Origin of the sequence: Streptomyces caeruleatus (assembly GCF_001514235.1) — a bacterium.
Taxonomy (GTDB): domain Bacteria; phylum Actinomycetota; class Actinomycetes; order Streptomycetales; family Streptomycetaceae; genus Streptomyces; species Streptomyces caeruleatus.
The window spans coordinates 1-13,640 of sequence record NZ_KQ948949.1 but is presented as its reverse complement, the minus strand read 5'-3'; the positions used below and the strand labels follow the sequence as shown (position 1 = coordinate 13,640).

Annotated in this window: 11 protein-coding genes; 10 read left to right on the top strand and 1 reads right to left on the bottom strand. The window is 72.0% G+C overall.

Annotated features, from left to right (window positions below):
• Nucleotides 1–6: 6 nt before the first annotated feature.
• Both AQJ67_RS42565 and AQJ67_RS42560 read left to right on the top strand, forming a co-directional pair.
• Nucleotides 7–1,140, top strand: a complete 1,134-nt coding sequence (locus tag AQJ67_RS42565) for a lipid II:glycine glycyltransferase FemX (RefSeq protein WP_062725254.1) — start codon at nt 7–9, stop codon at nt 1,138–1,140.
• Nucleotides 1,141–1,323: 183 nt separating this feature from the next.
• Nucleotides 1,324–2,271: an EamA family transporter gene (locus tag AQJ67_RS42560; RefSeq protein WP_062725252.1), complete on the top strand. Its 948-nt coding sequence runs from the start codon at nt 1,324–1,326 to the stop codon at nt 2,269–2,271.
• A 62-nt stretch (nt 2,272–2,333) separates the two neighbouring features.
• Here AQJ67_RS42560 and AQJ67_RS42555 read toward each other — a convergent pair whose 3' ends face one another.
• Nucleotides 2,334–3,104, bottom strand: a complete 771-nt coding sequence (locus tag AQJ67_RS42555; protein ID WP_244190793.1) for a hypothetical protein — start codon at nt 3,102–3,104, stop codon at nt 2,334–2,336.
• A gap of 393 nt (nt 3,105–3,497) precedes the next feature.
• Here AQJ67_RS42555 and AQJ67_RS42550 point away from each other — a divergent pair, with 393 nt between their 5' ends.
• From AQJ67_RS42550 to AQJ67_RS42515, 8 genes are read left to right on the top strand one after another with little or no spacing between them, the layout of a single operon-like run.
• Nucleotides 3,498–4,292 (top strand): TIGR03084 family metal-binding protein, encoded by a 795-nt coding sequence (locus AQJ67_RS42550; protein ID WP_062725250.1) that lies wholly within the window; start codon nt 3,498–3,500, stop codon nt 4,290–4,292.
• Nucleotides 4,289–6,034, top strand: coding sequence for an acyclic terpene utilization AtuA family protein (locus AQJ67_RS42545; RefSeq protein WP_079056534.1), 1,746 nt, complete (start codon nt 4,289–4,291; stop codon nt 6,032–6,034). Before AQJ67_RS42550 ends, AQJ67_RS42545 begins: the two co-directional genes overlap by 4 nt.
• Nucleotides 6,031–7,629: an acyl-CoA carboxylase subunit beta gene (locus AQJ67_RS42540; RefSeq protein WP_062725248.1), complete on the top strand. Its 1,599-nt coding sequence runs from the start codon at nt 6,031–6,033 to the stop codon at nt 7,627–7,629. Before AQJ67_RS42545 ends, AQJ67_RS42540 begins: the two co-directional genes overlap by 4 nt.
• A gap of 10 nt (nt 7,630–7,639) precedes the next feature.
• The gene (locus AQJ67_RS42535; RefSeq protein WP_062725247.1) at nt 7,640–9,484 is read left to right on the top strand and encodes an acetyl/propionyl/methylcrotonyl-CoA carboxylase subunit alpha; all 1,845 of its coding nucleotides are present in this window, start codon (nt 7,640–7,642) and stop codon (nt 9,482–9,484) included.
• A gap of 55 nt (nt 9,485–9,539) precedes the next feature.
• Nucleotides 9,540–10,679, top strand: coding sequence for an acyl-CoA dehydrogenase family protein (locus tag AQJ67_RS42530; RefSeq protein WP_062725246.1), 1,140 nt, complete (start codon nt 9,540–9,542; stop codon nt 10,677–10,679).
• A gap of 37 nt (nt 10,680–10,716) precedes the next feature.
• Nucleotides 10,717–12,294 carry a 4-coumarate--CoA ligase family protein gene (locus tag AQJ67_RS42525; protein ID WP_062725244.1) on the top strand — a complete coding sequence of 526 codons (1,578 nt, stop codon included), beginning with the start codon at nt 10,717–10,719 and terminating at the stop codon, nt 12,292–12,294.
• The gene (locus tag AQJ67_RS42520; protein WP_062725242.1) at nt 12,291–13,025 is read left to right on the top strand and encodes an enoyl-CoA hydratase family protein; all 735 of its coding nucleotides are present in this window, start codon (nt 12,291–12,293) and stop codon (nt 13,023–13,025) included. Before AQJ67_RS42525 ends, AQJ67_RS42520 begins: the two co-directional genes overlap by 4 nt.
• The gene (locus AQJ67_RS42515; RefSeq protein ID WP_062725239.1) at nt 13,013–13,636 is read left to right on the top strand and encodes a TetR/AcrR family transcriptional regulator; all 624 of its coding nucleotides are present in this window, start codon (nt 13,013–13,015) and stop codon (nt 13,634–13,636) included. Before AQJ67_RS42520 ends, AQJ67_RS42515 begins: the two co-directional genes overlap by 13 nt.
• Nucleotides 13,637–13,640: the final 4 nt, after the last annotated feature.

Sequence of the window (13,640 nt, the reverse complement as noted above, 5' to 3'; positions counted from 1 at the left end):
CCGCCCGTGACCCGACCGCCCCTCCGCGTCCAGCTCCTCACCCGCGACCAGCACCTTGCCTTCGTCGCGGCCCGTCCGTCCGCCAGCCATATGCAGATGCCCTCCTGGGGCGAGGTGAAGCCGGACTGGACGCCGGAGAGCCTGGGCTGGTTCGACGAGGAGGGGCGGCCGGCCGGGGCCGGGCTCGTGCTCATGCGGCCGCTGCCGAAGCTGAGGAAGTACCTGGCGTATCTGCCGGAGGGGCCGCTGATCGACTGGCACGCGCCCGACCTCGCCGAGCGGTGGCTCGCGCCGATGCTCGCGTATCTCAAGGGCAGGGGCGCCTTCTCGGTGAAGATGGGCCCGCCCGTCGTCGTACGCCGCTGGAGCAGCGAGGCGGTGAAGGCCGCCATCGCCGACCCGGCCGCCCGGCGACTGCGCGACGCCGAGCCGACCTCCCGCGACCAGCGTGCCCTCGACATCGCCGAAGGGCTGCGGCGGGCGGGCTGGCGGCAGGCCGAGCCGGGGAGCGAGGAGGGCTTCGCCGCCGGGCAGCCGCGGTACGTCTGCCAAGTGCCCTTCGCCGGGCGCTCGTTGGACGACGTCCAGCGCGGCCTCAACCAGCAGTGGCGGCGCAACATCAAGAAGGCCGACAAGGCGGGCGTGAAGGTCGTGCGGGGCGGCTACGAGGATCTGCCCGTCTTCTACGACCTCTACGTCGAGACCGCCGAGCGGGACCGTTTCATCCCGCGCCCGCTGCCCTACTTCCAGCGCATGTGGGACGCGCTCACCGCCGAACACCCCGACCGCATGCGGCTCTACCTCGCCCACCACGACGGCGACACCCTCGCCGCCGCCACGATGCTGACCGTCGGCACACATGTGTGGTACTCCTACGGCGCCTCCACCGGCCGCAGGCGCGAGGTCCAGCCCAACAACGCCATGCAGTGGCGCATGATGACCGACGCCCACGAACTCGGCGCTTCCGTCTACGACTTCCGGGGCATCACCGACACGCTGGAGGAGTCCAACCATCTGCTGGGCCTGCTGCGGTTCAAGGTGGGGGCGGGGGGCGAGGCGGTGGAGTACCTGGGGGAGTGGGACTTCCCGTTGAACCGGCTGCTGCACAAGGCGCTGGATCTGTACATGGCGCGGCGGTAGTCCGGCAGTCCGGCTGGGTGGGGCCGTTCGCGTCCGCCCGCCCACACTCCCCGCCCACACTCCCCGTCCACACTCTGGGACAGCGGCGTAATGGGTTCACACACCTGACGTGGTCTACTACCCTGAACTGAGCAGTACAGCACGGTGAACGAACATCCGCCCGAGTCGAGCCCTGGAACGCCCGTGAGTACCCCCGACGCCCCCGCCACCCCCGCACCGACCCGCGCCCGGGCCGTCCCCGAGCCGACGGTCGGCGGCCCGCGCCGCCTGGGCTCCCTCGGGCCGGTGGGGCTCGTGCTCGCCGGAGGGATCTCGGTGCAGTTCGGCGGCGCGCTCGCGGTGAGCCTGATGCCGCGGGCCGGTGCGCTCGGCGTGGTGGCGCTGCGGCTGCTGGTGGCGGCGGTCGTCCTGCTGCTGATCTGCCGTCCCCGGCTGCGTGGCCACTCCCGCACCGACTGGGGCACGGTGATCGTCTTCGGGATCACCATGGCGGCGATGAACGGCCTCTTCTACCAGTCCGTCGCCCGTATCCCGCTGGGCGCCGCGGTCACCCTGGAGGTGCTGGGTCCGCTCGCCCTGTCCGTCCTGTCGTCCCGTCGCGCGGTCAACGTCGTCTGGGCCGGACTCGCCCTCGCCGGTGTCTTCCTCCTCGGCGGCGGAGGCTTCGACAGCCTGGACCCCATAGGTGTCGCCTTTGCCCTGGGTGCCGGCGCCATGTGGGCGGCCTACATAGTCTTCAGCGCCCGCACGGGCCGACGCTTCCCTCAGGCCGACGGGCTGGCACTCGCCATGGCGGTGGGCGCCGTACTGTTCCTGCCCCTGGGCATCGCCGAATCCGGCACGAAGCTGCTCGACCCGGTGACCGTCGGACTGGGCGCGGCCGTCGCCGTCCTCTCCTCGGTCCTCCCCTACACCCTCGAACTCCTCGCCCTGCGCCGCCTGCCCGCGGCCACCTTCGCCATCCTGATGAGCCTCGAACCGGCCGTCGCCGCGACGGCCGGCTTCCTCATCCTCGACCAGGCCCTCACCGCCCCCCAGGCCCTGGCCATCGCCCTGGTCATCGCGGCGAGCATGGGGGCGGTACGCACGCAGGTGGGGCGCGGGAAGCCGAAGGCCGTCGCCAACGGCTAGCCCCGCGGGCAACGGGCCGTCGCCAACGGCCGGCCCGCGGGCAGCGCTCGTGATCGAGACGCCTAGCGCATCAGCAGCCCCTGCACGGAAAGCCCGTGGTTCACGCGCAGCCGGCGCAGCTCCCACAGACCCACCGCGGTCACCGAGAGCGGGGCGCCGAGCACGAGCAGGATCCGGACCGTTATTTCCACGCCCGCGTAGGCGTCGGTGAACAGGTCGACCAGGGCCATCTCCCACACCAGTGTCATGGCCAGCAACGGCGGCAGCGTCTCGTGGATGTCGGCGGTGCGGAAGACATGGGTGAGCGCCAGACCCACGCCCCAGACGATGAAGGGCAGCACCCACACGAAGACGACCGCGAGGACGACGACCGTGACGACGGTCATCGCCGGGCCGGTCGCGAAACGACCCTCGGCGAAGCCGGTGAGCACGATCACCGGGAACACGAACACCGCGGCCAGGAGCGCCACGATCGCACCGAAACACCTGGCCGAACGGCGCAGCAGCTCGCGCCGGGCCGTGTCCGGCACCAGGGCGAGCAGGATGCCGACCGCGAGCGGGAACGTCACGGACAGCAGCAGGACGCTGGTCCAGGACTGGTCGGTGCGGTTGTCGACGACGTCCCCGATGGAGTCCGCGATCTTGTAGGTGACCGACATCCACACCACGGCGGCCAGGCCCACCAGGGTGCGGATCTTCTGCATACGGGCCACCGCGGCGTCCTCGACGATGCCCGGTCTGGACGGCTTGAAGACCCTGCGCGCGGTGTGGACGGGACCGATCCGCCGCCACAGCCGCATCAGGGGGCCGGGCGGCGCGGGTGCCGGTGGCACCGGGTACGGCGGGTACGGGTACGGGTACGGCGGGTTGGGATGTGGCGCGTACGGGTGCGGGCCGTGGGGCGGTTGGCCGTCGGCCGGTGGGGTGGGCTGAGGTGGGTACGGGCCCGGAGGCGGCGGGAACTGCGGCTGTCGGTGTGGGTCGTAGGGCGGCTGTCCGCCCGGGTTCCAGTTGCTCATCCCTGTGTTTCCCCCGATGTGTGAGAGACGCGTCGCCCATGCGACGGGCCCGGCGGCCGAGTGTATTGATCGCAGGCCCCACCCCCACCCCCGCCCACACCCACAAGCTTCCCTGGGTGAACACTTCCCAATTAATGCAAGCGTGCTTGCTTGTTTCTGATCCCGCTGCCATGCTCCTCACCACGCCGTGCCAGAGGGGAGCGCACCGTGTCCGATCCGACGCCCGTGTTCGACGATCTGCGTGAGGAGAGCGAGGAACTCGACCGGCTGGTCGCCGAGTTGGGAGCCGCTCAGTGGACGCTCACGACTCCGGCGCCCGGCTGGACCGTCGCCCACCAGATCGCGCACCTCGCCTGGACGGACCACTCGGCGCTGCTGGCGGTGACCGATGTGGACGCCTTCCACACGCTGGTGGAGAAGGCGCTGGTGACGCCGGGGTCGTTCGTCGACGAGGGCGCGGAGGAGGGGGCCGCTCTTTTGCCCGCCGAACTGCTGGCGCGGTGGCGGGAGGGGCGGGCCGCGCTCGACACGGCGTTGCGCGAGGCCCCGCATGGGGTCCGTTTCCCCTGGTACGGGCCGCCCATGTCCGCCGCCTCCATGGCCACGGCCCGGCTCATGGAGACCTGGGCCCACGGCCTGGACATCGCCGAGGCGCTGGGTGTGGTGCGCACACCCACCGACCGGCTGAGGCATGTGGTGTGGATCGGGGTGCGGACGCGGGACTTCGCCTTCGGTGTGCACGGACTCCCCGTACCGCTCGACGACTTCCGTGTCGAACTCGTCTCGCCCTCCGGCGAGGTGTGGGCATACGGCCCCGAGGACGCCCCGCAGCGCGTGACCGGCCCGGCGCTGGACTTCTGTCTCCTGGTCACCCAGCGCGCCCACCGCTCCGACCTCGCCCTGCGCGCCGAAGGCCCCGACGCCGACCGCTGGTTCGACATCGCCCAGGTCTTCGCGGGCCCGCCCGGCGCGGGACGCGCACCTAAGGGGACGGCACAGTGACCCCGCCCGGCTCGCCGACCCCGCCGAAGTCCGCGACCTCGCCGCCGGTCCTTCCGCCCTTGCGGATCGGCAACGCCTCCGGCTTCTACGGCGACCGCTTCGACGCCATGCGCGAGATGCTCACCGGCGGCGAACTGGACGTCCTCACCGGCGACTACCTCGCCGAGCTGACCATGCTGATCCTCGGCCGCGACCGGCTGAAGGACCCCGGCGCCGGATACGCCCGCACCTTTCTGCGGCAGCTGGAGGAATGCCTCGGGCTGGCGCACGAGCGGGGGGTCAGGATCGTCGCCAACGCGGGCGGGCTCAATCCGGCCGGGCTCGCCGACGCCGTACGGCAGCTCGCGGACCGGCTCGGCGTCCCCGTCCGCGTCGCCCACGTCGAGGGCGACGACCTCACCGCCTCCCACCCCGGCAGCCTGGCCGCCCACGCCTACCTCGGCGGCTTCGGCATCGCGGCGTGTCTGCGGGAGGGCGCGGACATCGTGGTCACCGGGCGGGTGACGGACGCGGCGCTGGTCACCGGGCCCGCCGCCGCGCACTTCGGGTGGGGTCCTGGGGACCATGACCGGCTCGCGGGGGCTGTGGTCGCCGGACATGTGCTGGAGTGCGGGGCACAGGCGACCGGCGGCAACTACGCCTTCTTCCACGAGAAGGGTTATGACCTCGACGGACTCCGCCGTCCCGGCTTCCCCCTCGCCGAACTCCACGAGGACGGCACCTGCGTCATCACCAAGCACCCCGGCACCGGCGGCTTCGTCGACGTCGGCACGGTGACCGCCCAGCTGCTGTACGAGACGGCCGGTGCCCGATACGCCGGGCCGGACGTCACCGCCCGGCTGGACACCGTACGTCTCACCCAGGACGGCCCGGACCGGGTCCGCGTCGAGGGCGTACGGGGGGAGGCCCCGCCTCCGACCCTCAAGGTGGGCGTCAACCGCCTGGGCGGGTTCCGGAGCGAGGTCGTCTTCGTGCTCACCGGCCTCGACATCGAGGCCAAGGCCGCCCTGGTGCGCGCGCAGATGACGGACGCGCTCACCAAGTCTCCGCCCACCGAGGTCCGTTGGGACCTCGTGCGCACCGACCGGCCGGACGCGACGACCGAGGAGACGGCGAGCGCGCTGCTGCGGCTCGTCGTGCGGGACCGGGACCAGGAGGTCGTCGGGCGGGCGCTGAGCGGGGCCGCGGTGGAGCTGGCGCTCGCCAGTTACCCCGGCTTCCATGTGGCGGCGCCACCGGGAAAGGGCTCGCCCTATGGGGTCTTCGAGGATGTGTACGTCCCCCATGGTGCCGTCGCCCATGTGGCCGTCCTCCACGACGGACGCCGGTTCCCTGTGCCGTCGGCCCACGACACCGCCGTACTCGACGACGTACCGGCCCCGCCCCTCCCCGAGCCGCTGCCACCCTCGCCCACGAGACGCGCCCCCCTCGGTCTCGTCGCGGGCGCCCGCAGCGGTGACAAGGGCGGGAACGCCAACGTCGGTGTCTGGGTGCGGACGGACGACGCCTGGCGTTGGCTCGCGCACGAGCTCACCGCCGACCGGTTCCGGCAGCTGATCCCCGAGAGCCGGGAACTCAAGGTCACCCGGCACGTCCTGCCCGAGCTCCGCGCCCTCAACTTCGTCGTCGAAGGCATCCTCGGCGAGGGCGTCGCCGCCCAGCACCGCTTCGACCCGCAGGCCAAGGCACTCGGCGAATGGCTGCGCAGCCGCCACCTCGACATCCCGGAGATCCTCCTGTGACCGTCCTCGCCTCTTCCCTGGACCCGAAGAGTCCCGAACACGCGGCCAACCGCGAGGCCATGCTCACCAAGCTCGCCGAACTCGACGCCGAGCACGCCAAGGCGCTCGCGGGCGGCGGCGAGAAGTACGTCGCACGGCACCGGGCGCGCGGCAAGCTCCTCGCCCGTGAGCGCATCGAGCTGCTCCTCGACCCCGACACGCCCTTCCTGGAGCTGTCCCCGCTGGCCGCCTGGGGCAGCGACTACACGGTCGGCGCGTCCCTCGTCACCGGCATCGGTGTGGTCGAGGGCGTGGAGTGCCTGATCACCGCCAACGACCCGACCGTGCGCGGCGGAGCGAGCAACCCCTGGTCGCTGAGGAAGGCCCTGCGGGCCAACGACATCGCCCTCGCCAACCGGCTGCCCGTCGTCAACCTCGTCGAGTCCGGCGGGGCCGACCTGCCGTCCCAGAAGGAGATCTTCATCCCCGGAGGTGCCATCTTCCGGGACCTGACACGGCTGTCGGCGGCCGGGATCCCCACCGTCGCGGTCGTCTTCGGCAACTCGACGGCCGGTGGGGCCTACGTCCCCGGCATGTCCGACCACGTGATCATGGTCAAGGAGCGCGCCAAGGTGTTCCTCGGCGGTCCGCCCCTGGTGAAGATGGCCACCGGCGAGGAGAGCGACGACGAGTCCCTGGGCGGTGCGGAGATGCACGCGCGCGTGTCGGGTCTCGCCGACTACTTCGCCGTCGACGAACCGGACGCCCTGCGCCAGGCACGCCGCGTGGTCGCCCGCCTCAACCACCGCAAGGCGTACGGCGACCCGGGCCCGGCGGCCCCGCCCAAGTGCGACGAGGACGAACTCCTCGGCATCGTCCCCGGCGACCTGCGCACCCCCTTCGACCCGCGCGAGGTCATCGCCCGCATCGTCGACGCCTCCGACTTCGACGAGTTCAAGCCGATGTACGGGACGAGCCTGGTGACGGGCTGGGCGGCCCTGCACGGCTATCCGGTCGGCGTGCTGGCGAACGCCCAGGGGGTCCTGTTCAGCGAGGAGTCCCAGAAGGCGGCCCAGTTCATCCAGCTGGCCAACCAGCGCGACATCCCCCTCCTCTTCCTGCACAACACCACCGGCTACATGGTCGGCAGCCAGTACGAGCAGGGTGGCATCATCAAGCACGGCGCGATGATGATCAACGCGGTCGGCAACAGCCGCGTACCCCACCTCTCCGTCCTCGTGGGCGCGTCGTACGGCGCCGGCCACTACGGCATGTGCGGGCGCGCCTACGACCCCCGCTTCCTCTTCGCCTGGCCCAGCGCCAAGTCGGCCGTCATGGGCCCCCAGCAGCTCGCCGGAGTGCTCTCGATCGTCGCCCGGCAGTCGGCGGCCGCCAAGGGCCAGCCGTACGACGAGGAGGGGGACGCGGCCCTGCGCGCCATGGTGGAACAGCAGATCGAGTCGGAGTCGCTGCCCATGTTCCTGTCCGGTCGGCTCTACGACGACGGTGTCATAGATCCCCGCGACACCCGAACGGTCCTCGGTATGTGTCTGTCCGCCATCCACACCGCGCCTTATGAGGGCGCGCGCGGTGGCTTCGGCGTCTTCCGGATGTGAGGGATCACCAGTGATCACTTCTGTGCTCGTGGCCAACCGGGGCGAGATCGCGTGCCGTGTCTTCCGCACCTGCGGTGAGTTGGGAATCCGGACGGTCGCCGTGTACTCGGACGCCGACGCGAACGCCCTCCACACACGCGTGGCCGACGCCGCGGTACGGCTGCCGGGCGCGGCGCCCTCCGACACGTATCTGCGCGGCGACCTGATCGTGAAGGCGGCCCTCGCGTCCGGCGCGAACGCGGTGCACCCCGGCTACGGCTTCCTCTCCGAGAACGCCGACTTCGCCCGCGCGGTCCTCGACGCCGGGCTCGTCTGGATCGGCCCGCCTCCGGAGGCGATCGAGGCCATGGCGTCCAAGACGCGCGCGAAGGAGCTCATGGGCCTGGCACCCCTGGGCGAGGTCGCCGACACCGATCTCCCCGTCCTGGTCAAGGCGGCCGCGGGCGGCGGCGGGCGCGGAATGCGTGTCGTACGGCGACTGGAGGAACTGGCCCCCGCCCTGGAGAGCGCCCGCACCGAGGCCGCGAGCGCCTTCGGCGACGGCGAGGTGTTCGTCGAGCCGTACGTCGAGAACGGCCGCCACGTCGAGGTGCAGATCCTCGCCGACACCCACGGCACGGTCTGGGCCCTCGGCACCCGCGACTGCTCCCTCCAGCGCCGCCACCAGAAGGTGATCGAGGAGGCCCCGGCCCCGGGCCTGGCGCCCGAACTGGCCGACTCCCTGCACGACATGGCCGTACACGCCGCCCGAGCCGTCGACTACGTGGGCGCCGGCACCGTCGAGTTCCTCGTCGCCGGCGACAAGGCGCACTTCTTGGAGATGAACACCCGCCTCCAGGTCGAACACCCCGTGACGGAAGCCGTCTTCGGCCTCGACCTGGTCGCCGAACAGCTGCGCATCGCCGAGGGCCGAGCCCTCCCCGACGAACCGCCACACGCGCGTGGCCACGCGATCGAGGCCCGCCTCTACGCCGAGGACCCCGCCCACGACTGGGCCCCGCAGACCGGCACCCTGCACCGTTTCGCCGTCCCCGACGGCGTCCGCCTGGACACCGGCTTCACCGACGGCGACGACATCGGCGTCCACTACGACCCGATGCTCGCCAAGCTCGTCGCCCACGCCCCCACGCGCGCGGAGGCGATCCGCAAACTCGCGGGCGCCCTGGACCGGGCGACACTCCACGGCCCGCCCACCAACCGCGACCTCCTCGTCCGCTCCCTGCGGCACGAGGAGTTCACGACCGCCCGCATGGACACGGGCTTCTACGACCGCCACCTCCCCACCCTGACCGCCCCGACCCCCGACCCCCACGCCCCCCTGGCCGCCGCCCTCGCCGACACCCACGGCCGCTCCCGCTTCGGCGGCTGGCGCAACGTCCCCTCCCAGCCGCAGACCAAGCGGTACGCGCTGGCGGGCGAGGAGATCGAGGTCCGCTACCGGCACACGCGCGCGGGCGGCCTGGAAGCGGACGGGGTACGGGTCGTACACGCCGACGCGCGTCTCGTCGTCCTCGAAGCCGACGGCGTACGAAGGACCTTCGAGGTCGCGCGATACGGCGACGAGATCCACGTCAACACCACCCGCCTCACCGCCCTGCCCCGCTTCCCGGACCCGACAGCCCAGCACGCGCAGGGCTCGCTGCTCGCCCCGATGCCGGGGACGGTCGTACGAGTCGCCGACGGCCTGACCGAGGGGGCCGCCGTACAGGCCGGCCAGCCCCTGCTGTGGCTGGAGGCGATGAAGATGGAGCACAAGGTCCTAGCGCCGTCCACAGGCACGCTGAGCGCTCTGCATGTTGTACCTGGCCAGCAGGTGACGGTCGGCTCGTTGCTGGCGGTCGTGCGAGAAACCTAGGGGCGCGGGGAACTGCGCGACCAGCCACACACAACCCGCACTCGGAAGGAGTCCCATGCCCACCACTCTCGAATCCGAAGAACACAAGGCCCTACGAGCCGCGGTATCCGCCCTCGGCACCCGCCACGGCCGCACCTACGACCGCGAGACCCTCTGGTCCGAGGCAGCCAAACTCGGCTACCTCGGCGTCAACCTCCCCGAGGCGTACGGAGGCGGAGGCGGCGGCATAGCCGAACTCTCCATCGTCCTCGAAGAACTCGGCGCCGCAGGCTGCCCCCTGCTCATGATGGTCGTCTCCCCGGCGATCTGCGGCACAGTGATCGCCCGCTTCGGCACGGACGCGCAGAAACAGGACTGGCTCCCCGCCCTCGCCGACGGCACCCGCACCATGGCCTTCGGCATCACCGAACCCGACGCCGGCTCCAACAGCCACCGCATCACCACCACGGCCCGCCGCGACCCGGACACCGGAGACTGGATCCTCACCGGCCGCAAGGTCTTCATCTCCGGCGTGGACATAGCCGACGCCACTCTCATAGTCGGCCGCACCGCGGACGCCCGCACCGGCAACCTCAAGCCCTGCCTCTTCATCGTCCCGCCCGACGCCGAAGGCTTCACACGCCGCCGGATCGACATGGAACTCGACGCCGCCGAGAAGCAGTTCGAGCTGACCCTCGACGACGTACGGCTCCCCGCGGACGCGCTCGTCGGAGACGAGGACGCGGGCCTCCTCCAGCTCTTCGCCGGCCTCAACCCAGAGCGCATCATGACGGCCGCCTTCGCGATCGGCATGGGCCGGTACGCGCTCGCCCGCGCCGTCGAGTACGCCCGCGACCGCACCGTCTGGAAGGCCCCCATCGGCGCCCACCAGGCCATCGCGCACCCCCTCGCCCAGGCGCACATCGACCTCGAACTGGCCCGTCTGATGATGCAGAAGGCGGCCTGCCTGTACGACGCGGGAGACGACGTCGGCGCGGGAGAGGCCGCCAACATGGCCAAGTACGCGGCCGGGGAGGCCTGCGTGAAGGCGGTCGACCAGGCGGTGCACACCCTCGGCGGCAACGGCCTCACGCGCGAGTTCGGGCTCGCCTCGCTGATAACCGCCGCGCGCGTGTCTCGTATTGCTCCGGTGAGCCGGGAGATGATTCTCAACTACGTCTCCCACCAGACCCTGGGCCTGCCCAAGTCGTACTGACCGGCACCCGCCCGGCACCGTGTCGCGAGGAGGAACCGTGTTCCGCAGCGAGTACGCAGACGTCCCGGCCGTAGAACTGCCCATCCACGAGGCCGTACTGGGCCGGGCCGCAGAGTTCGGGGACACGCCCGCGCTCGTCGACGGCACGGACGGCACCACCCTCACCTACGAGCAGCTCGACCGCTTCCACCGGCGCGTCGCCGCCGCCCTCGCCGAGGCGGGCGTCCGCAAGGGCGACGTACTCGCGCTGCACAGCCCGAACACGGTGGCCTTCCCGACGGCGTTCTACGCCGCCACGCGCGCGGGTGCCTCCGTCACGACCGTGCACCCGCTCGCCACGCCCGAGGAGTTCGCCAAGCAGCTGAAGGACTCGGCGGCCCGCTGGATCGTCACCGTGTCACCGCTGCTGGAGGCGGCACGCCGGGCCGCCGAACTCGCGGGCGGCGTCCGGGAGATCTTCGTGTGCGACAGCGCGCCGGGGCACCGGTCGCTCATCGACATGCTGGCTTCCGCCGCGCCCGAACCACAGGTCGACATCGACCCCGTGGCGGACGTCGCCGCCCTGCCGTACTCCTCCGGCACCACCGGCATCCCCAAGGGCGTGATGCTCACCCACCGCCAGATCGCCACCAACCTGGCCCAGCTCGAACCCGCGATATCGGCGTCCCCCGGCGACCGCATCCTCGCCGTGCTGCCCTTCTTCCACATCTACGGCCTCACGGCCCTGATGAACGCGCCCCTGAGGCAGGGCGCGACGGTCGTGGTGCTGCCCCGCTTCGACCTGGAGACCTTCCTCGCGGCCATCCAGAACCACCGCATCACCGGCCTGTACGTGGCCCCGCCGATCGTCCTCGCCCTCGCCAAGCACCCGCTGGTCGCGCAGTACGACCTGTCCTCGCTGAAGTACGTCGTCAGCGCCGCCGCGCCCCTGGACGCCAAGCTCGCGGCGGCCTGCTCGCAGCGCCTGGGCCTGCCGCCCGTGGGACAGGCGTACGGCATGACGGAACTGTCCCCCGGCACCCACGTCGTCCCCCTGGCGGCCATGCGGGACGCCCCCGCCGGCACCGTCGGCCGGCTCATCGCCGGCACCGAGATGCGGGTCGTCTCCCTCGACGACCCCGACAAGGACCTCGGCGTCGGCGAGTCCGGCGAGATCCTCATCCGCGGTCCGCAGGTCATGAAGGGCTACCTCGGCCGGCCCGACGCCACTGCCGCGATGATCGACGCCGACGGCTGGCTGCACACGGGGGACGTGGGCCATGTGGACGCCAACGGCTGGCTGTTCGTCGTGGACCGCGTCAAGGAACTGATCAAGTACAAGGGCTTCCAGGTGGCCCCCGCCGAACTGGAGGCCCTCCTGCTCACCCACCCCGGCATAGCCGACGCGGCGGTCATCGGCGTCTGCAACGACGACGGCAACGAGGTGCCGCACGCCCACGTGGTCCGCCAGCCCACCGCCACCGACCTCTCCGAGGGCGAGGTCATGATGTACGTCGCCGAACGCGTCGCCCCGTACAAACGCGTCCGTCAGGTCACCTTCATCGACGCCGTCCCGCGGGCCGCCTCCGGCAAGATCCTGCGCCGCGAGCTGCGGACACCAAGGGAGCACACATGACGCTGATCGGCCGCACGCGCGCGCGTGGCGTCGAGACCCTCACCCTCGACTCGCCGGCCAACCGCAACGCCCTCTCGGCCGCCCTCGTGGGCGAGCTGACCGACGCGCTGACGGACTGCGCCAAGGACGCCGACGTACGCGCGATCGTCCTCACCCACACCGGCAACACGTTCTGCGCGGGCGCCGACCTGCGCGACCCGCCGCCCCCCGAGGCACTGGTGGCGCTGCTCCGGCAGATCGTGGAACTGCCCAGGCCGGTCGTCGCCCGGGTCACCGGCCACGTCCGCGCGGGCGGCCTCGGCCTGCTCGCGGCCTGTGACATCTCCGCCGGGTCGACACAGGCCACCTTCGCCTTCACCGAGGTGCACATAGGCGTCGCCCCCGCGGTCATCTCGCTGCCCCTGCTGCCCCGCACGGACCCCCGCGCCCTGGCCCGCTACTACCTCACCGGCGAACGCTTCAGCGCCCCGGAGGCGGCCCGCATCGGCCTGCTGACGGTGGCGGGCGAGGACGTCGACGCCACCCTGACCCCGGTCCTGGACGGCCTGCGCCGGGCCTCCCCGCAGGCCCTGGCCGAGACGAAGGCGCTGCTCACGGCTAAGGTGCTGGAAACCTTCGACCGGGACGCGGCCGACCTGACCGCGCTTTCGGCCCGGCTGTTCTCCTCCACGCAGGCCCGCGAGGGGATGACGGCCTTCCTAGAAAGACGGGATCCGGAATGGGCGGTGTGAGCACAGTCGGCGACCGCGTGGACCGAGCGGACCGCGTGCCCAAGCAGGACCGCAGCCGCGCCACCCGGCAACGGCTCCTGGAGGCCGCCGTGGCCTGCCTCGCCGAACACGGCTGGGCGGGCTCCACGGTCTCCGTCGTCGCCGAACGCGCCGGCGTCTCCCGAGGCGCGGCCCAGCACCACTTCCCGACCCGCGAGGACCTCTTCACGGCGGCCGTGGAGTACGTCGCCGAGGAGCGCTCGACGGCACTGCGGGCCCTGTTCCCGGAGGGCGCTGCCGGGGACCGCCGGGTGGTGGTGTCGGCGCTGGTGGATCTCTACACCGGCCCGTTGTTCCGCGCGGCGCTGCATCTGTGGGTGGCCGCGTCGAACGAGGAGCAGCTGCGGCCGCGGGTCACGGAGCTGGAGGCCCGCGTGGGCCGCGAGACCCACCGGATCGCAGTCGACCTGCTGGGCGCCGACGAGTCCCGGCCGGGCGCCCGCGAGGCCGTGCAGGGCCTGCTGGACATGGCCCGCGGCCTGGGCCTGGCCAACCTGCTCACGGACGACACGGCACGCCGGGACCGCGTGGTCGCGCAGTGGGCGGCGCTGCTGGACGAGGCGTTGGGCTGAGGGC

Bases quoted from the DNA above. Each gene is read 5' to 3' on its own strand.
- AQJ67_RS42520 (WP_062725242.1), top strand. From the start codon at position 12,291: ATGACGCTGATCGGCCGCACGCGCGCGCGTGGCGTCGAGACCCTCACC.
- AQJ67_RS42515 (WP_062725239.1), top strand. From the start codon at position 13,013: ATGGGCGGTGTGAGCACAGTCGGCGACCGCGTGGACCGAGCGGACCGC.
- AQJ67_RS42530 (WP_062725246.1), top strand. From the start codon at position 9,540: ATGCCCACCACTCTCGAATCCGAAGAACACAAGGCCCTACGAGCCGCG.